This is a genomic window from Anaeromassilibacillus senegalensis (genome assembly GCF_001261775.1).
Lineage (GTDB): Bacteria > Bacillota > Clostridia > Oscillospirales > Acutalibacteraceae > Anaeromassilibacillus > Anaeromassilibacillus senegalensis.
The window spans coordinates 501,713-520,883 of record NZ_LN868535.1; the positions used below are offsets into that span (position 1 = coordinate 501,713).

A 19,171-nucleotide genomic window follows, 5' to 3' on the forward strand; every position below is an offset into this window, starting at 1 on the left:
CGTCCTTTTGATCCCGGCGGAATCGAACGTTCTGCCGAAGGAAGTGGACGTCTCCACCCAGCTGACCAAGACCATTCGTCTGAACACGCCGATGATGACAGCCGCCATGGATACCGTAACGGAAACGGATATGGCGATTGCCATCGCCCGGGAAGGCGGCATCGGTATCATCCACAAAAATATGTCAATTGAACAGCAGGCGGACGAGGTGGACCGCGTCAAACGTTCGGAAAACGGCGTCATCGTCAACCCCTTCTTCCTCTCACCGGACCATTATGTGCATGATGCGAACGACATCATGGCCCGCTACAAGATTTCCGGCGTGCCGATCTGCGAGAACGGCAAGCTGGTGGGCATCATTACCAACCGCGACCTGCGGTTCATGACGGAAGCCGATTTTGACCAGAAAATCTCCGCCGTCATGACCAAGGAACACCTGGTCACCGCGCCCGTGGGGACGACCCTCAAGGAAGCCCAGGAGATCCTGCGCCAGCACCGCATTGAGAAGCTGCCCATTGTCGACGACAACGGCTATCTGAAGGGCCTCATCACCATCAAGGACATCGAAAAATCCGTACAATACCCGAATTCCGCGAGAGACGCGGGCGGCCGCCTGCTCTGCGGCGCCGCGATCGGCGCGACGCCGGACGTGCTCGAGCGCGTGGCGGAGCTGGTCAAGGCACAGGTAGACATCGTGGCGCTCGACTCCGCACACGGCCACAACAGCGGCGTGCTGAACGCCGTGCGCAAGGTGAAGGCCGCGTACCCGGACCTCCCGGTCATCGCCGGCAACATCGCCACGGCAGAGGGCACGCGCGCCCTGATCGAGGCGGGCGCGGACTGCGTCAAGGTCGGCATCGGCCCCGGCTCCATCTGCACCACACGCGTTGTTGCGGGCATCGGCGTGCCGCAGATCAGCGCGATCTATGACGCGGCGTGCGTCGCCTCCAAGTACGGCATCCCGATCATCGCGGACGGCGGTGTCAAATATTCCGGCGATATCGTCAAGGCCCTCGCGGCGGGCGCAAACGTCGTCATGGTCGGCTCCATGGTTGCCGGCTGTAAGGAATCCCCCGGAGAGACCGAGCTCTTCCAGGGCCGCCAGTTCAAGGTATACCGCGGCATGGGCAGTTTGGCCGCGATGGGCAAGAAGGACGGCGGCAGCTCCGACCGGTATTTCCAGGCCGATACCAAAAAGCTTGTTCCCGAAGGCGTCGAAGGCCGCGTCCCGTACAAGGGCCCGCTGTCCGACACCGTGTACCAGATGCTCGGCGGCCTGCGCGCGGGCATGGGCTATACCGGCTGCGCCAGCATCGCGGAGCTGCACGAAAAGGCGCAGTTCATCCGCATCACCGGCGCGGGACTCAAGGAAAGCCATCCGCACGACATCCAGATCACCAAAGAATCCCCGAACTACTCCTTCAGCGTCTGATTTACGGGAAACTTTTGCAGAATTTCCGCATTTTCGCAGAATAGGTATTGACAAACAGGGACAACCTATCATATAATAATAAACGCTTCACACAAACACCTGTGTGATTGCGTTTTTGGCGGCATAGCTCAGTTGGCTAGAGCATTCGGTTCATACCCGAAGTGTCACTGGTTCAAATCCAGTTGCCGCTACCAATATGGCCCGGTGGTCAAGCGGTTAAGACACCGCCCTTTCACGGCGGTAACACGAGTTCGATTCTCGTCCGGGTCACCATCTTATCATCCCCGCACACTGCGCGGGATATGGACGCATAGCTCAGCTGGTTAGAGCGCTCGCCTCACACGCGAGAGGTCATGGGTTCGAGTCCCCTTGTGTCCACCAAATCGGGTCCGAGAGGACACACGGAACGGCACCTATAGCGCAGGCTATAGGTGCTTTTGTTAATAAAAAAGGAAGCCGGCGGCTTTGTCCGCGCGGCGGGAGGTTCAAGCATATGAAAAAGATTGCCAGTAAGAGGATCAATCAGGTTGCGATGCTTTTGGCGGCCCTTTTGCTGATGGGTACGACGTCCGCCTGCGGCGTCAACGTCGATACGGTTTCCAGCGAGGACGGCACCACGTCCAACGTGATCGTCAGTTCCAGCCCGAACCCGGAACAGCCCGAGGGCGGCGATGCGGTTTCCTCTGAAACACCGAAGATGACCGACGCGGACGTGGACGACAACCTGGATGGCCTGTGCAAATTTCTGGCGGACCACGGCGGCGTGAGCGGCGACGCGGCGCAGATGGCGCCGGAGTTCATCGGCGCAAAATCCGGCGTGCAGTACAAGTTCAGCTACGAGGGTACCAACAACGTCGTCGTGGAACTGTATGAGTACGCCCCGGAGAATCTGGACGAGACCGCGCAGGCGGTTCAGGACAATGTAAAGAAGGACAACACCTTTGTAGTCATCGGCCAGCAGGTCACGGACGCGCATCTGTCCGACAGCGGCAAGTATCTGATGATCTATAAGGACACGCAGGGCGGCGAAAAGAACGAGCTGCACAAGAAAGAGATCGTCGAGCTGTTCCAAAGCTTCAAGGCGTAAAATATGCTGTAAACACTGTGCGCCCCACCGGAATGTAGTCCGGTGGGGCTTTTTTGTGTTCCCGACGGATGATTACGAAAGCAATATGCGTTTGTGAATAAATTTTACCAGAAATAGTAAACCATAATTCTCTTTCAAAACAAATAGATCGAGCGAATATGACACACTAATACTGTGTATAAATCTGGAAAAAACAATAGAAGATGGATACACGGTTTGCAGAATTTGTCAGAAACCGGCCCTTCGCCTGTGAGGGAGCGCATGGCCGGTTCGCAGAAAGCATCAAGGAGGAAGAAACATGGGAAAGTGGAAAAAGGTGCTGGCGTCGGTGCTGGCCGGTGTGCTGCTGTTCTCTACGGCGGCAATCTCGCAGAATGATTTTGGTACGGCTAAAACGGAAAATTTGGGGAAGCTGCCGGTCATGGGCTGGAGCAGCTGGAACCTGTACCAGGGGGATGTCAGTGAGGCGGATATAAAAGCGCAGGCCGACGCATTGGTAAAAAACGGGTTGGCGGACAAAGGCTATACCTATGTTTTGCTCGACGATGGAGCACTGGCGGCAGAGCGTGATGCGGAAGGCTACCTGCAGCCCAATGATAAATTCTCCAATGGATTCAAGAATCTGGGAGACTACCTGCATGGGCAAAAACTGCAATTCGGCATGCAGAATTCCGCCGGTACGAAAACCGGTTCCGGCCTGCCGGGTTCCTATAACTATGAAATGCGCGACGCGCAGACCTATGCGGACTGGGGCGTCGACCTGTTAAAGTACGTCTTCTGCAATAATCCGCTGGTGACAGAGCCATTAGATTCCATTGTGGGGGAGATAGATAAAATGGGGCCGGAAGCGCCCGCAATCAATAGAATTGTGATAAAGGAAGTAAAGGATGACGTCTCAACCTATATAAAAACGGTACACATCTCGTCGGATAATACCGTGGTATCAGATGGAGCCAGTTTCGGTCAGATTTCCGAATACATGACGGGTCTGGATGCCAAAGAAGACCTTTCCGCGGGAGGAAAGGGCACCCTTACTTTTAATATGGAAAAGATTGACCCTATGGCAAAATATACCGTGGATGTTTATTGCTTTAACAGTGACAAGCCTCGCTGGTTGGCTGTACAGGTGAATCCACAGGTGGAGGATAAATCCAACAAATTTTACGTGAAATCTGATATAACAGGAGACCAAGCGGACATAGACGCAGTGTCACGCAGTATTTATGACGTTCCGCTCCAAGAAGGGGAAAACAAAATTTCCTTCTATCTGGATAAAGAAGATGTCAAGAAAGCCTACCAGCAGGATGCAATCCGCAGCTTCAACGCCATGTCAAAGGCGATGAAAACGGCGGATGAAAATATGATTCTGAGCATCTGCGATTGGGGCTGGAACAAGCCACACACCGGATGGGGAGAGGAAATTGCCCGTTATTGGCGCACTACGGCGGACATGACCCGCACAAAGGGTAAAGTTGAATGGTCGTCGAACGACAGCCAGAACGGCCTGTCCGTTCTGGCTGTGTACGAGAAGAACGTCGGTCTGGACGAGTATGCCGGACCGTTCGGATACAACGACCCGGATGCGCTGGCCGTTGGGCTGGAAGGTTTGACTGAGGAACAAAACCGATCCCATTTCACCCTTTGGTGCATGATGGCAGCCCCGCTGCTGCTGAGTGCCGACCTGACAGATATCGAACCCAATACGCTTGCTATTGTTGGCAATGAGAATATGATTGCGCTGGATCAGGATGAACTCTGCCTGCAAGCCAAGCGCTTTGACCAAAGCGACGACAAAAAGATTGATTATCTGGTCAAGCCGCTTGCGGACGGCTCTGTCGCTCTGTGTATCTTTAATAAGGGCGAAACAGAGCAGGCCGCGTCTGTTTCCATGAAAGACGTGACAAAGGCTGCAGTTGACAAAGTAGAGAGCAGCAAGCGTTTCCTATCCGAAACGCAACGGACAATGTTCACCAATGTGTTTGCAAATTCCGAGGCCTATTCCTCTGTAGAGCTTTGGAGTGAAGAGACCGGTGAGGTTAAGTCGGATGAAACCATTTCCGCAACCATTCCGGCCAGCGGTGTCAAGGTCTTTAAGCTTGCCCCGGCGGTGGAACAGGAAATCAGCGTTAAGGTGACACCGGAGACGACGGAGGTAGAACGGGGCGCGCAGATGGAATTCAAAGCAACCGTCACAGGCGCAAAGGAGAATGACACCGTAAATTGGGAGATAGACGGTGTAGAATCTTCAGATGAAACCATTACCCGTATTGACGACAATGGTGTGCTGACCGTTGCGGCGGATGAAGAGTTGAAAGAGATAACGGTCAAGACAACTTCTATCGAAGACCCGACAAAATCTGCAACAGCCACTGTTAAGGTTATTGAAGCAAAAAAGCCCAGTGTGGTAAATGTTTTAGCATTGGAGCCGATAGAAGTAAACGAAGAAACTGCATTTGAAGATTTGGAACTGCCGTCCAAGGTCAACGTGAATACCTTAGAAAACAGTACGACCGGAACAGCGGAAATCGATGTCGTATGGAATGAACCGGCAGAGCCTCTGACAGAGGCGGGGCTAATAACCGGCGACCTGCAAATTGGAGAAGAGTTTTACAATCCTGCAAATATAAAAGCTGAGCAGCCTTTGCATGTGGTTCCCGCTCCGCATACGCTCACCGTCAAATTTAATGCCGATTCAGCGGGATTAATTGAGGATACAGGAGAAGACAATAATACGGGTATTTATACAGAAAAGATCATGGGCGGTGAAGCGGTTTCCCTGCAATTCACTCCAAATCATGATCGGGAGTTCTCAAAAGCATTTGTAAACGGAAAAGCTAAAGTTGTGGAGGATACAAACTCTTTCACATATAACTTTGACATGCCGAACGGGGATACAAAGGTATTTGTTGCATTCCGTACCGTGGATAAAGCAGTGTTACGTAAAGCCATTGATCAATCATTGGAATTCCAAAGCAGTGATGATTACAAAGAAGTGGCGAAGGAGAATCGAAATAAATTTGAAAAGACGTTAAAAGAAGCGCAAGATATTTTGGAAAAAATCAATACAGATCAAACAGAAATCAAAAAAGCTTATACAGAACTGTTTAACGCAATGGAAAACATGGGGCTGGGTATAGATTTCCTGTTGGAGAATATGGTGGTTGTTTTGGAAGAGCTGTCTTCCAACGCATATACAGACGATAGCTGGGGGCTTCTACCGAAAGCTTTGGAAGATGCCCGGTATCTTTTGGAGGATGGTAAGACCGATATAGGAAAACTGAAAGCTACCTATAATAGTCTGCGTGCAGTTTTCAGTAATTTAGAATATAAAGCAGACCTAACTAAGTTGACAGAACCTTTGGAAAAGGCACAAAAAATTAACGACCGTCTGAAGGATTATCAGGAAGCCGGAAAAGAGGAGTTTTTGGAAGCGTTTACGAACGCGCTCGCAATGGATGTTTTTAATACGCAAGAAGCGGTTGACGTAGCGAGGGAAGAACTTAATCAAGCAATAGATGCGCTTGAAATAATACCTGTCGACACACGCTTGAAAAAGCTGATTCAAGAAGCAAAGAGCAAGAATCTCAGCGATTACGATTCCGCCAGCCGGACGCGTCTATCCAAAGCTTTGGATGAGGCAAACAAAGCCCTGGCGAGTGGAAAAGATCAAGAGATGGAGAAGGCTTGCAGAACCCTAGAAGAGGCGCTGGCAAAGCTCGAAGAATACAAAAAACCAGACCGCCCCAAAAAGGACACGACTTCCAACCCTATGACCTACGGCGAGGGGACCGCACGTGCCGACGTGCCGGCGCTGATTGCGGCGCAGGCCGTGCAGGCGACGATATCCGTCCGTTCCGACACGACCATGCCGTTTGTATTGAAGCGCGGGAAAGCGTACTGCTTTAAAATGACAGTACTGGACGGCCGCACAGAAATCCCGTCCTTCACCGTCGGCAACAACAGTGTTCTGAAAACCCAGTTTGTCGCGCAGATTGGAAGTGACTGCTATTTCCGTGTGTGGGCGGTTGGCAAACCGGGACAGGGGACCGGCGTGTATACCGCGATGCCCGGTGAATTCCCGCAGCTAAAATGTCTGGTAACCGTCGGTTGATAAAGGCCGTCCCGCGGGAGGGTTCCCGGGAGACCGAAGGGAAGCGGGCCACAGCATAAAAAAGAGACAGAAAACCGGGCCTCTATGGAATCACTTGATTCGGCAGAGGCCCGGTTTTTATGCATGGAAGCGGGCCAGGTCGTTTTCCCCGGTGGGTATAAAGCGTGCGTGAAGGGCCCTGCGACCCATTCAAACTGGGGAAAAATCATCCCGATTCCTTCTACCACTGTTCAAATTATTTGATAAATATAATATATACTTTCTGAACAGGAAAATAAAAGGGTGGTAATTGTATGTTTTTTGTATTAGAATGGAATGTATCCCGTGGGATTATAGACAAAATACAGCAATATTTTAATCTGCCAAACTTTATGGATAAATCAGGGAATTTTTAGGCGCGATGAAGGCTGCCACTTTTCGTTGCATTGCGGCGTTGTTAAAAATAGTACGTCAAAGTGAAAAAGTTCTGATTGATTGTATTAAAGAAGCTAAAAATGCAACAAAATGTGGTATTTTTTATATGTAGATTAATATGCATATGAGCAATCTTGGACTTTTACTTCTCGGGGCAGTCCCGGAAACCGCCGTGCAAGGTGTGTTCCGGTTTGCATATCATTTTGAAGGAGGAAAAGAGATGAGGAATTGGAAGAGAGGGCTGGCTTCTCTGCTTGCTGGCGTGATGCTGCTTTCTACGGCGATGACCGCACCGGTTACAATGGGCGCGGCAAAGTCGGAGGGAATCGGCAGACTTCCCACCATGGGTTGGTGCAGCTGGAACCTGTACCAACAGAACATCAATGAGACGAAGATTAAATCCCAGGCGGACGCAATGGTCAGCAAAGGGCTGGCCGACAAGGGCTACGAGTACATCATTATTGACGACGGCTGCCTGCAGGGAGGCCGCGACGCGAGCGGAAACCTGCAGCCGCAGTGGGCCAAGTTCCCCAACAGCTTTAAGCCGGTGAGCGATTATATCCACGGCCTTGATCTGAAATTCGGCATGTACAACTCCGCCGGTACAAAGACCTGCGCGGGTCTGGCGGGTTCCTACAACCACGAATCCCGCGACGCGCAGACCTTCGCGGATTGGGGCATCGACTTCCTGAAATACGACTTCTGCTACAACCCGCTGGTGTCCGTGCCGTTGGACCCGATCCCGGGCGAGGCAAATGGACAGGGCTTTACCACCACGGCGATCAGCGGCATGAGCGCAGCCGCACCGGCGATCCCGAAGTTCGTGGTCAAAAAGGTAAAGGACGGCGTGGAGACCGTTCTCCAGACGGTCAACATCACCAGTGAAAACACCACCTTGACGGGCCGTGCGGTAATCGACACCGGCTACAATCCGCAGTGCCTGGGCATGCTGGATTCAAAGGCGGATCTGAGCAAGGCGGGCGTGGGTACGGTCAAGTTCCAGATGGACGAGATCGACCCCACAGCGAAGTATGCGGTGGACGTGTATTGCGTACATAACGACAAGGTCCGCTGGCTGGCCATGGAGGTCAATCCGGAGGCCGCAGCGTATAACAAGTTCTATATCAAGTCCGCCGCGACCGGCGATTGGAATGCCTCCAACGCAAAGGCGCGCACCATCTACAATGTGCCGCTCCAGCAGGGCGAGAACAGCATTTCCTTCTACCTGGACAAGCAGGATATTATCGATGCGTACCAGCAGGACAGCATCCGCAGCTATACCGCGATGGCGGACGCGCTGGATGCAACCGGCCGCGACATCGTGCTGAACATCTGCGATTGGGGCTGGAGCCAGCCGAACGAATGGGGCAAGGACGTGGGCCACTTCTGGCGCACCACAACCGATATTACCCCGTACGCGGGCCGCGTCGACTGGAAAAACAGCGGCGCAAAGGGCCAGTCCGTCATGGGCGTGTATGAGAGAAACGTCGTGCTGGACGAGTATGCAGGCCCGTACGGCTACAACGACCCCGATATGCTGACCGTCGGCCTCAGCGGCCTGAACATGGAGCAGAACAAATCCCATTTCAGCCTGTGGTGCATGATGGCGGCCCCGCTGCTGCTGGGCACGGACCTGACCACCGCCTCCCAGCAGGTGCTGGATATCATCGGCAATGAGAAGATCATTGCACTGGATCAGGACGCACTCTGCCTGCAGGCCAAGCGCTTCAAGCAGGTTGGCGAGACCGATTACCTGGTCAAGCCGCTGGCGGACGGCTCCGTCGCGCTGTGCATCTTCAACAAGGCTTCCACCGAGACGGCTGCTACCTTCAGTATGGACGAGGTTGCAGCAGCGGCCAGCGCAAAAGCGACCGCGAAGGGCAGCGAGCATCTGACCGCGGAGCAGAAGGCCATGTTTACCAACGCGTTTGCAGACGCGGGCAATTATGTTTTTGAAGAGCTGTGGACCGGTGAAAAGGCGGAACTCGCGATGAATATGGCCTACAATATGAGTCTCCCGGCCTATGGCGTGAAAGTCTTCAAGATTTCCCCCTCCGCACCGGCGGTCAGCGTCAGTGTGACGCCGAAGGCAGCGGAAGTGGAGCAGGGCGGACGCATGCAGTTTGCGGCGGAAGTCCTCAATGCGGGCCGCAACGACGCGGTCACCTGGACTGTGGAAGGCGCGACAAATCCAGGCGAGGACGCCACCCATGTCTGTGAGCTGGGCTGGCTGTTTGTCGCGGCGGACGAGCCGGTCGGAACCGTTCTGACCGTCAAGGCAACTTCCGATGAAGACCCCAGTAAATTTGATACCGCCACGGTCACCGTGGTTGCCGTTCCGGAGCCGCCGGCATTGACGCTCGACACGGAGACGGCGGAAGTCCCGGCGGGAAGCAGCAAGGCCTTCACCATTATGAAGGACGCCCCCTCTGCGGAAGAGAATACAGCGGCTACCATGGACGATCTCGGCACCCTGCTCGCGCAGGCCGAGACCTACACGGCAGCGGACTTCACCGATTCCAGCGCGGCAATCCTGAGCGCGGCAATGAACTTTGCCAATTCTGTTCTGAATATTCCGGGCGCCCCGGCGGAAATGGTCCAGGCGACCTACAACGCGCTGGCGACAGCGGTGAACGGACTCGTCTGGAAAGATGCATCCTTTACCGTGAACGCGGCGGACTGGTCGGTGACCGATACGGACGGCGCTCCGGTGGAAGGCGCAACGATTGCCGCGGACGCGGAAAACCCGGGCAAGGCAGTTGTTACACTGGGAACCGCCGTTCCGGAGGGAACGAAGCTCCTTGTAAAGGCTTCCAATATCAATGGCAGAGACCTGACGGTAACGGCGGCGATCACCGTGACCGCACCCGTTATTACAGAGCACGACCTGCAAATCGCCTACGGCCCGAAGATCGCGCTGACCGTGGACGGCGTATCCCAGGAGCTGGCCGACAAGACTGGCAAGTATCTGCAAAACGACATTACGGCGGGCGAGGAAATTGCCCTGACCTTTGCCCCGATGGACGACGGCAGGGAATTTGTCACCGCGGCCGTTACCGTCAACGGCGTGGAGCAGGAAGCCACCTTTAAGGATGGAGACCGCACGGTTGCTTATTTCGACCTGACCATGCCCAACGAAGACACAACGGTGACATTCACCTCCGTCGTGGTTTATAAGGCCCTGCTGCGCAGTGCAATCGCGAGCGCGGAAGAGGCCATGGAAACACAGGCATATGCCGATATGGTCCCGGATGCAAAGAAGAATTTCGACGCGGCCTACGAAGCGGCCGTAAAGGTCGAAGCCGACGTAACCGCCCTGCAGGCGGACGTGGACGCCGCAACCCTCGAAATGGCAAATGCAATGAATTACCTGTCCTGCAGCAAGGGCGACAAGACCAAGCTGGAACTGCTGTTCAAGACCTTTGAAGCGCTGAACGGGGAAGACTTCACCGCGGCAAGCTGGGCGGACTATGAAGAAGCCCTGGCGGCGGCGCATGAGGTCTATGACGATGAGAATGCGCTGGTGAAGGACGTGGACGAGGCGGCGCAGGCGCTGACCGATGCGTTTGAGGCGCTGGTGCGCACCGCCGACGGCAGCGATCTCGCGGAGCTGGTCGCGGAAGCGGAAGGCTACGATCTGGATAAGTATACACCGGACAGCCAGGTGGGCTTTGAAGACCTGATCAAGGAAGCAAAGGCCCTCCTCGCAAAGGAAGACGCGACCCAGGAAGAACTGGATGCGATGATGTCCAAACTGACGATTGCGATCTTGAACCTGCGCCTGAAGCCGGACAAGAGCTATTTGCAGGAACTGGTCGACGCCGACAAAAACATCAACGAAGATGAATATACCGAGGAGAGCTATGCGGTGTACAAAGCGGCTTATACCGCGGCGCTGCAGGTTCTGGAGGACCCGAACGCAACGGACACCGAAGTAAACGGCGCGGTGGATACGCTGGAAACGGGAAGAAACGCCTTGGTTCGCAAGGGCGAGGACAAACCGAATACCGATAACGGCAATACCGGTTCCAACTCCCATAAGGGCTCCTCTTCCAGCGGCAGCTCGATCAAGAGCAACAGTTACGGCGGCGAAGGAACCGCGGTGGTCGGTGCTGCACAGGCGATGCTTGGCAAAGCGGCGGTCATTTCCGACACCACGGTGGACTTCACCCTGAAGAGAGGCAGTGCGTATTGCTTCAAGATGACCGTGGTCAACGGAAACAATCTGGTCCCGAGCTTTACCGTCGGCAACGGCAGTGTGCTCAAGACCCAGTTTGTCGCCAAGATCGGCAACGATACCTACTACAGAGTATATGCGGTTGGCACACCGGGCCAGAGTACCGGCGTGTACACGGCGCTGAACGGGCAGAAGCCGGTCCAGCATTGCACCGTCACAATCGGCTGATCACAGGCTAACAATAATTACACCAGATTTCTCCCATCTTTTTAATAGAGAATCCCCCGGCCCTGTTTGGACCGGGGGATTTCTCTATTTTGAAGCCGGCAGGGGGACGGTTTCCGGGACAAGCTGTTTCGGAAGCGGTTTGCCCGGCGCGGCCGGGTTTTCCACAGAATCCCGGCAAACGGTTGAAAACCCGGTCAGCGCAGGCGGCAGACCATCCGGCATTCGTCGTGACAGGTCCCGTTCCGCAGCAGGAAGGCGCGCTCCAGTACGCCATATTCCCGGAACCCGCAGGATTCGTACAGCGCCCGCGCGGCGCCGTTTTCGCAGTCCACTTCCAGCTCCACCTGTTCGTATCCCATGCGCGCGGCCTGCGCCAGAAGCTCCCGCGTCAGGAGGCCGCCCAGCCCGCGCCGCCAATGACTTCCAGCTCCACCTGTTCGTATCCCATGCGCGCGGCCTGCGCCAGAAGCTCCCGCGTCAGGAGGCCGCCCAGCCCGCGCCGCCAATGGGCGCGCAGCACGCAGATGCCGAACCCGGCCCGGTGGTGGTATTTGCTCTTGCCCGGCGCGACGGGGGCGATGTTCGCGTTTGCGACCGGCCTGCCGTTTACAAAGGCGCTCAGCATCAGGGACTGCTTGTCCGCGCAGACGCTTTCCAAAAAGGCGCGCTCCTCCTCAACGGTCATGGAGACCTCGTCCGGGTACATCGAAAGGTATACTGTTTCCGCCGTGGCCTGTTTCATCAGGTCGAGAATGGCTTCCGCATCCTCCGGACGTGGGCTGCGCAGGATGCAGGGGGTTCCATCGCGCAGGATGGCGTTTTTCGGGCTGTATTCCATGGGAATCCCTTCTTTCGCTTTTCCCAGTATGATAACAGGCGGCGCGAAACTTGTCAATTGCCGCGATTTTACCTGTTTTTTACCGTTTTCTCCAACGGGCTTAACCAAGGGAAGGCGATGCTTTGGTATGATGGGGACAGATTCAAAAACAGGAGGAAGTCAAATATGAAAAAAGCAATTGCCGCACTGATGGCCCTGGCACTCTGCACCGGCGCGTCCGCGACCGCGTTCGCCGCGGAGGAGTTTTCCACTGAACTGACCTTTACCCTGCGCAACGAGCCGACCTACACCGTCACCATTCCGACCAAGGTCGCCATGGAAAAAGAGGGCACCGAGGTGGAAGTTGTCGCGGAGGATGTGAAAGACCTGAACGAGGGCGAGCGGATCTCCGTCACCATCGCGGGCACGGATTATTACCGCAACCAGATGGTCATGGTGGACCCGGAAACCCGCGGCACCATGCGTTACCAGATTATCACCCCGGACGACCGCGTACTGGAGACCACCGGCGACAAGGACCAGATGAACGGGCAGGAGATCGTGTCCTTCACGGAGAGCGGCAGCGCGACGTATACCATCAAGCCAGTTGTCGCATTCAACGTCAAACCTGGCAACTATTCCGGCGTCATCACCTATGGGATCGAAGTAGTGGAATAAGCCGCTGATCGTTACCGAAAGACCGGACGGGATCAAAATGCATGTTTTGTATAGAGCCGGACAATCCCCCTGCCCACGGCGGGGGGATTGTCCGGCTCTGCCGTTTTCCCCCGATTGCGAAACGGCCCCTTCTTAAAGAAACAAAAAAGAATGGTGGAAAACGCTTGACCATCCCCCAGGGGGGTGCGGTATGATAACGGTGAGGTGAGGAATATGCTGATCCATCAGGCGAGCGAAGAGACCGGGCTGACCAAAAAGGCAATTGAATATTATACCCAGCAGGGGTTGGTTTCCCCATCCGTTCAGGACAACGGCTACCGGGACTACACGGAAAAGGAGATGGAACAGCTCCGGAAAATCTATGTCCTGCGCAAGCTGGATGTGAGCACGGAGGAAATCCGCGCAATCCTCGCGGATGCGTCCGGCGCCGCGCTGCGCGCGGTCTCCATCCGGAAAGAACTGGCACACCGGCGGGACGCCGCGAAGAAGGCCATTCTGGAAACGCTGCGCCGCGGGACGTCTTATGAGGCGGTCCGCGAATCGCTGCGTGCCCTGGACCAGAGCAAAACCATCACGGAAAAGCTTCTGGAGGCGTTCCCGGGGAGCTACGGCAGGTTTGTGTGCCTGCACTTTGCCCGGTTTTTGAATGAGCCGGTCCAGACCGGGGAGCAGCAGGCCGCGTTTGAAGAGGTGCGGTCCTTTTTGGATCATGTACCGCCGTTTGCGCTGTCCCCGGAGCTGGAAGCATACCTGGAGGAAGGAACCGCGTGGATTGGCGCGGAACAGGCGGCGGAGCTGCTGGAGCGCACCAAATGTTCAATGGAAAATCCTGACGCGTTCCTGGCGGATAACCGGGCGTTCCTGAAATGGTATCTGGCGTATCAGCAGTCCGACGCGTACCGGGAATCGCCCGCCTGCAAATTGACGGCGGCCCTGCGGGAGTTCCAGCGCTCCAGCGGCTACAATACGGTGTTTATCCCCGCGATGCGGCGGCTAAGCGGTTCCTATGCGGCCTATTACCGGCAAATGGAAGCTGCCAATGAAAAGCTGCTTGCCCAATACCCGGCGCTGCGGGAGGAGGGCGAACCGGAGCGTCCAGAGGAATTGGTGGAAAGCTGACAAAAATTTAAACAAAAACTGGAAGAATATGCTTTTTTCTTTGCTAAATAAAATTAAAATTCTTGTATACTGAAACTGAATCAGTTTGTCACTATTGCAAAGGAAAGAGGGAAGTAACATGACAAAGAAACGGGTGGTACTCTCTGCGGCGGCCGTCCTGATGACGCTCGCGCTGGTGGCGGGCGGCACGCTGGCATGGTTCTCGGATTCGGAGCGGGTCAACGCCGATTTTACAGCCGGTGTACTCGATGTGAACCTGACCACGAACGGAGAGGAAACACGCACCAATCTCAGCTTTGAAAACCTGCGTCCGATGGAGCTGGCGGATTTTGAAAAGGATATTACGCAGACGGTGGTACCGGAAAACGCCAACAAGGAGGGGTTCGGCAAGGACGAGCCCATCTATTTCCGCCGTGTGGACGTACATAACGACGGCACCCTGCCCATGCAGGTCTGCTTCACCATGCAGGACCGCGGTCCGCAGGGCGATGAAGTAGTCAATGTTGTGGAAAAGGACGGGCGTGTTTCGCAGGAAGGCGTCGTCGAATGCAGCAAGGAGAACTATTTCCTGGTAGAGAAGCTGCGTGTATTTGTCTTTGAAAACAAGGGGACGGAAGAAGCGCCCAAGTGGGTCCGCCGCACCGATATCAACCTGAATACGGAGACGGAGCCCAGCGAGGGCAAGCACGTCTACCAGCCGTTCTCCCTGAGCAACCCGCTGCCCGCGGGTGCGAGCGCCCAATTTGTTGTAGCGGCGTATCTGCCGGAGGACGCGGACAACCGCTATCAGGCCAAACACTATCATGCTTCCCTTGTGGTCAAGGCGGGCCAGTCGGACGAGGATGCCGTGATGGGTGAGGACCAGCCCCCCGTGGTGTACAGCTTCAATGGCAAGATCCAAAATGCCGCCGGCGAACCGCTGCAGGGCTACAAGGTGAGCATCCGCAATTTGGATACCGATACGGCGTATTCCACGGAGAAGACCGACGAGGAAGGCGCGTTCCAGGTGGACCTCCCCGCCGGCAAATACCGTTTCTATGTTTATGGACAGAACGACTACAAGCCGGTGAGTGAAACCTTCCGCATCGACGGTGATACGACGTTCGACTTCATCCTTTCACCCAAATAATTTTGGAAAACCAACGCGCGAAACACCTGTATATGGCAAATCATGCGGCTTTTTGTGGAAACATGTCAAAATGTTTCTGCGAAAAGCCGCATTTCTTTACAAGTTAGAAGGTTGTGGATGCAAGCAAAAAGGGTTATACTATACAAAGTTGTCCATGCAATCGATGAACTAAAAGGCGGGAGGTCTCTATGGAAACGCAGAATCCAAACTACGGCAAACACATTTCCCTTCTTTACCGGGTAGGACAGATTTTCTATGATACAGAGCTGGCGCCGTACCACATCGGCTGCGGGCAGCAGTATTTTTTGCTTTCCATCGCGCAGAATCCGGGCATTAACCTGCTGGCGCTGGCGCGGGAAGGCTTTTACGATAAGGGAACCACAACCCGTGCGGTGCGCAAGCTGGAAGAAGCAGGCTATATCCGCGTGGAAAAGGACGAGGGCGACCATCGCCTCCGCAAGCTGTATGTGACGGAGGAAGCAGCCCCGGTCATTGAGAAGACACAGGAGACGGTTGCCCGCTGGCACAGTTTGCTGACGCAGGAACTGAACGCGGAGGAGCAGGAGCAGGCCGCCGCCCTTTTGGAACGGATGGCGGGACATGCCTATGAATACATCAAGAACAGTGGAAAGAGGGACTAGCGCATGCAGCAAACACAAACAGAACCCCGGCGGAATCCGCTGGGTTACCGGCCGGTAGGCAAACTGCTGCGGCAGTTTGCGCTGCCGTCGGTCATTTCCATGCTGGTCAACGCGTTGTATAACATCGTTGACCAGATTTTTATTGGCCAGGGCGTCGGCTATTTAGGGAATGCGGCCACCACGGTCGCGTTTCCCATCGTAACGATCGTGCTTGCGATGGCGACGCTGCTGGGCGCCGGCGGCAGCTCCTATGCCGCGATCAAGCTGGGCGAGAAGAAGGAGGAGGAAGCGGAACAGACGCTGGGCAATATGTTCACACTGCTGACGGGCGTTGGATTGCTGATCACCGTGCTGGGCCTGGTCTTTCTGGACCCGGTGCTCAAGGTCTTCGGCGCGACGCCCGGCAATATGGACTACGCCAGGGACTACTCCGCCATTATCCTTTTGGGCGTACCGTTCAACATGATTGGCATTGGCCTGTCGAACCTGGCGCGCACCGACGGCAGCCCGAAATTCTCCATGTACAGCATGGTGGCGGGTGCGGTGCTGAATACCATCCTGGACCCGATCTATATCTTTGTGTTTGGTTGGGGCGTCAAGGGCGCGGCGATCGCAACCATCACATCGCAGATCATCTCCGCCGGGATGCTGTTCTGGTATTTCCGCCGCAAAAGCACCATGCGGCTGCATCTGCGCAGCATGCGGCTGCGGGCCGTTGTCTGCCTGAAGGCCTGTGCGCTGGGCGTGTCCAGCTGCATCACGCAGCTCGCCGCTACGCTGCTGCAAATCGTCATGAACAATTCGTTGGTGTTCTACGGCGACCAGACCTCCGTCACGGGCGACGTCGCGCTGAGTGCGATGGGCATTGTTTTGAAGGTCAGCATGATCCTGCTTTCGGTGTGTATCGGCATCGGCATCGGCGCACAGCCGATCCTGGGCTTCAACCGGGGCGCGGAACAGCCGGAACGCATCAAAAAGACGTACCTGCTGTCCGTTGGAATGGCCACGGCGGTCTCTGTTGCCGGGTGGTTGCTCTGCCTGCTGATTCCGGATGTTATTTTAAAGCTGTTCGGTTCGGCGGACGCGAACTTCACGGACTTCGCGGTGAAATGTATGCGCATTTACCTGCTGGGGATTTTCAGCGCGGGCTTCCAGGTGGTGTCCACCAACTACTTCCAGGCGACGGGCCAGCCGCTCAAGGCGTCGGTGTTGTCTTTGATGCGGCAGGTGATCCTGCTGGTGCCGCTGATTTTGATCCTGCCCCTGTCCTTTGGGCTGGACGGTATCCTCTATGCCGGGCCGATCGCGGATACTGCTTCCGCGGTCGTGGTATCCTGCTTTGCGTTCCATGAGCTGCACCGGCTGGACCGGTGGATCGGGCGGCAGAAGGAAGAGCAAAAGGAATCCCTGCCCCAGACGGCGGGTGCGCAGGCCTGAACCGTTTCTACCTTGTAAGTAGTGGCTGAAACGCGTTTCTCCTCCTTTCTAAAAGGTGGCGGGATCAAAGGGCAGAGGACTTGCAGTCGGCACGCGGACCTCCGGTCAGGACACGGACCTCCGGTCGGGACGCGCCTACGGCGAGGACCATTTTCACCTTGTGGAAATTCTTTACATTTGTCTTTCTACGTTTCTAAAGGCGGCGAGGACCATTTTTACATTGCAGATAATACTTAAACTATGTATTTCTACGTTTCTGAAAAGCGGCGATGGTTGTTTGAAGCGTCGAGCGAGGCTTTAGCCTCAAGCGAGCGTCCCGACCGGAGGTCCTTTTTTGACGCATTCCGGCAAAAACGGGCTTGTTCCCCCTCGGCCGATATGGTATATTAAAAAGAACAGGAAACCAATATGGAAAAAACAGGAACCGGACCTGCCGGAATTGCGGCGCAGGCCCGGTTCCTGTTGCTATTTGAGGGAGAAAGAGGGGCGTTCATGGAGCAGGAAAAGCAGGCCGCGCCGAACCCCATGGGGACGGAGCCGGTGGGAAGGCTGCTGCTGCGGTTCGCGCTGCCGTCGGTGGTGTGCATGCTGGTCAACGCGCTGTACAATCTGGTCGACCAGGTGTTTATCGGGCAGGGCGTGGGATACCTGGGCAACGCGGCGGCTGCGGTGACTTCGCCGGTGGTCACGGTGATCCTGTCGCTCGCCAACCTGATTGGCGCGGGTGTCGGCGCATACACGGCGATCAAATTGGGCGAAGGGAAACCAGAGGACGGCCGGCGTGCGCTGGGAAATCTGTTTACCCTGCAAGGGGGCGCAGGCCTGTTGGTCTGCGTGCTGGGCCTGCTGTTTTTGGAGCCGGTGCTGCGGGCGTTCGGCGCTACGCCGGAGAACCTGGCCCTGACCGCGCAGTATGCGGCGATCATCCTGCTGGGTGCGCCGTTCCATATGCTCAGCATCGGCCTGTCCAACCTTGTGCGCGTGGACGGCAGTCCGCGCTTTGCCATGGGGAGCATGATGGCGGGCGCGCTGCTGAACATAGCGCTGGACCCGCTGTTCATCTTTACGTTTGGCTGGGGCGTGCGGGGCGCGGCGGCGGCAACCGTTCTGGCGCAGGCGCTCTCCGTGGCGGCAATGACCTGGTACTTTCTGCGGCGTGGGAAGACCCTGCGTCTGCGCCGGGAAAACCTGCGGCTCAGCCTCCCGGTCTGCCGGGAGGCCATTCCGCTGGGGATTTCCAGCGGGATCACACAGGTGTCCGCCGTTGTGCTGCAAACGGTGATGAATCATTCGCTGGTGTACTATGGGGAACGCAGCGGCGTGGGCGGAGACATCGCGCTCAGCGCCATGGGGATCGTCCTGAAAACCAGCTCGCTGCTGCTTTCCGTCTGCATTGGTGTGATGATCGGCGCACAGCCGATCCTGGGCTTTAACCGGGGGGCGGGCCGTCCGGACCGCGTGCGCAAAACATACCTGTATGCCGCCGGGATCGCCACGGCGTTCTGTGTGGCCGGCTGGCTGGCGGTACTGCTGTTCCCGCGCGCGGTGCTGGGCCTGTTCGGCATCGACGACCCGCGGTTTATGGCGTTCGGCGTGCGGTGCATGCGCGTTTATCTGGCGTGTTTCTTCGGGGCGGGCTTCCAGGTGGTGTCCACCAACTATTTTCAATCCACGGGACAGCCTCTGCGCGCTTCGCTGTTGAGCATGCTGCGGCAGGTGATCCTGCTGATCCCGCTGCTGCTGGTCCTGCCGCCGTTCCTGGGGCTGGACGGCGTTCTGCTGGCGGGGCCCCTCTCCGGCCTCCGCCCCCCCCCCGTCTCTTTTACACACCTCACTCCGGCGAGGGGGCCGCCCCGGCCCCCCGGACGCCCCCGCTTTCCGCGCCGGGCGCGCCCGGGCCG

12 protein-coding genes and 3 tRNA genes are annotated in these 19,171 nt (G+C 56.2%); 13 read left to right on the forward strand and 2 right to left on the reverse strand.

What is annotated here, in order from left to right; genetic code table 11:
- The 7 genes from guaB to BN2106_RS02460 form a co-directional block, all read left to right on the forward strand.
- A partial coding sequence (guaB, locus tag BN2106_RS02430; protein WP_050696970.1) for an IMP dehydrogenase occupies positions 1–1,432 on the forward strand: 1,432 nt, incomplete at its 5' end.
- A gap of 117 nt (positions 1,433–1,549) precedes the next feature.
- A tRNA-Met gene (locus tag BN2106_RS02435) sits at positions 1,550–1,626 on the forward strand.
- Between the two features lie 4 nt (positions 1,627–1,630).
- A tRNA-Glu gene (locus tag BN2106_RS02440) sits at positions 1,631–1,705 on the forward strand.
- Positions 1,706–1,736: 31 nt separating this feature from the next.
- Positions 1,737–1,813: transfer RNA gene (locus tag BN2106_RS02445), tRNA-Val, on the forward strand.
- A gap of 112 nt (positions 1,814–1,925) precedes the next feature.
- Complete coding sequence (locus BN2106_RS02450; protein WP_050696971.1) at positions 1,926–2,519, forward strand: hypothetical protein; 594 nt, start codon at positions 1,926–1,928, stop codon at positions 2,517–2,519.
- A 298-nt stretch (positions 2,520–2,817) separates the two neighbouring features.
- Positions 2,818–6,630: a glycoside hydrolase family 27 protein gene (locus BN2106_RS02455; protein WP_050696972.1), complete on the forward strand. Its 3,813-nt coding sequence runs from the start codon at positions 2,818–2,820 to the stop codon at positions 6,628–6,630.
- Between the two features lie 634 nt (positions 6,631–7,264).
- Positions 7,265–11,449, forward strand: coding sequence for an FIVAR domain-containing protein (locus BN2106_RS02460; RefSeq protein ID WP_050696973.1), 4,185 nt, complete (start codon positions 7,265–7,267; stop codon positions 11,447–11,449).
- 194 nt (positions 11,450–11,643) lie between these two features.
- Here the strand turns inward: BN2106_RS02460 and BN2106_RS15745 are convergent, their stop codons facing one another.
- The gene (locus BN2106_RS15745) at positions 11,644–11,955 is read right to left on the reverse strand and encodes a GNAT family N-acetyltransferase (RefSeq protein WP_207641687.1); all 312 of its coding nucleotides are present in this window, start codon (positions 11,953–11,955) and stop codon (positions 11,644–11,646) included.
- Complete coding sequence (locus tag BN2106_RS16580; protein WP_050696974.1) at positions 11,838–12,287, reverse strand: GNAT family N-acetyltransferase; 450 nt, start codon at positions 12,285–12,287, stop codon at positions 11,838–11,840. Before BN2106_RS16580 ends, BN2106_RS15745 begins: the two co-directional genes overlap by 118 nt.
- Positions 12,288–12,452: 165 nt before the next feature.
- Here BN2106_RS16580 and BN2106_RS02470 point away from each other — a divergent pair, with 165 nt between their 5' ends.
- The 6 genes from BN2106_RS02470 to BN2106_RS02495 all read left to right on the forward strand — a co-directional run.
- The gene (locus BN2106_RS02470) at positions 12,453–12,944 is read left to right on the forward strand and encodes a hypothetical protein (protein WP_050696975.1); all 492 of its coding nucleotides are present in this window, start codon (positions 12,453–12,455) and stop codon (positions 12,942–12,944) included.
- Between the two features lie 213 nt (positions 12,945–13,157).
- Positions 13,158–14,063: a MerR family transcriptional regulator gene (locus tag BN2106_RS02475; RefSeq protein ID WP_050696976.1), complete on the forward strand. Its 906-nt coding sequence runs from the start codon at positions 13,158–13,160 to the stop codon at positions 14,061–14,063.
- A gap of 118 nt (positions 14,064–14,181) precedes the next feature.
- Positions 14,182–15,192, forward strand: a complete 1,011-nt coding sequence (locus BN2106_RS02480) for a TasA family protein (protein WP_050696977.1) — start codon at positions 14,182–14,184, stop codon at positions 15,190–15,192.
- A 188-nt stretch (positions 15,193–15,380) separates the two neighbouring features.
- Complete coding sequence (locus BN2106_RS02485) at positions 15,381–15,833, forward strand: MarR family winged helix-turn-helix transcriptional regulator (protein ID WP_050696978.1); 453 nt, start codon at positions 15,381–15,383, stop codon at positions 15,831–15,833.
- Positions 15,834–15,836: 3 nt separating this feature from the next.
- Positions 15,837–17,270 (forward strand): MATE family efflux transporter, encoded by a 1,434-nt coding sequence (locus tag BN2106_RS02490; protein ID WP_050696979.1) that lies wholly within the window; start codon positions 15,837–15,839, stop codon positions 17,268–17,270.
- A 408-nt stretch (positions 17,271–17,678) separates the two neighbouring features.
- On the forward strand, positions 17,679–19,171 hold a 1,493-nt coding region (locus BN2106_RS02495), incomplete at its 3' end, for an MATE family efflux transporter (protein ID WP_074017377.1).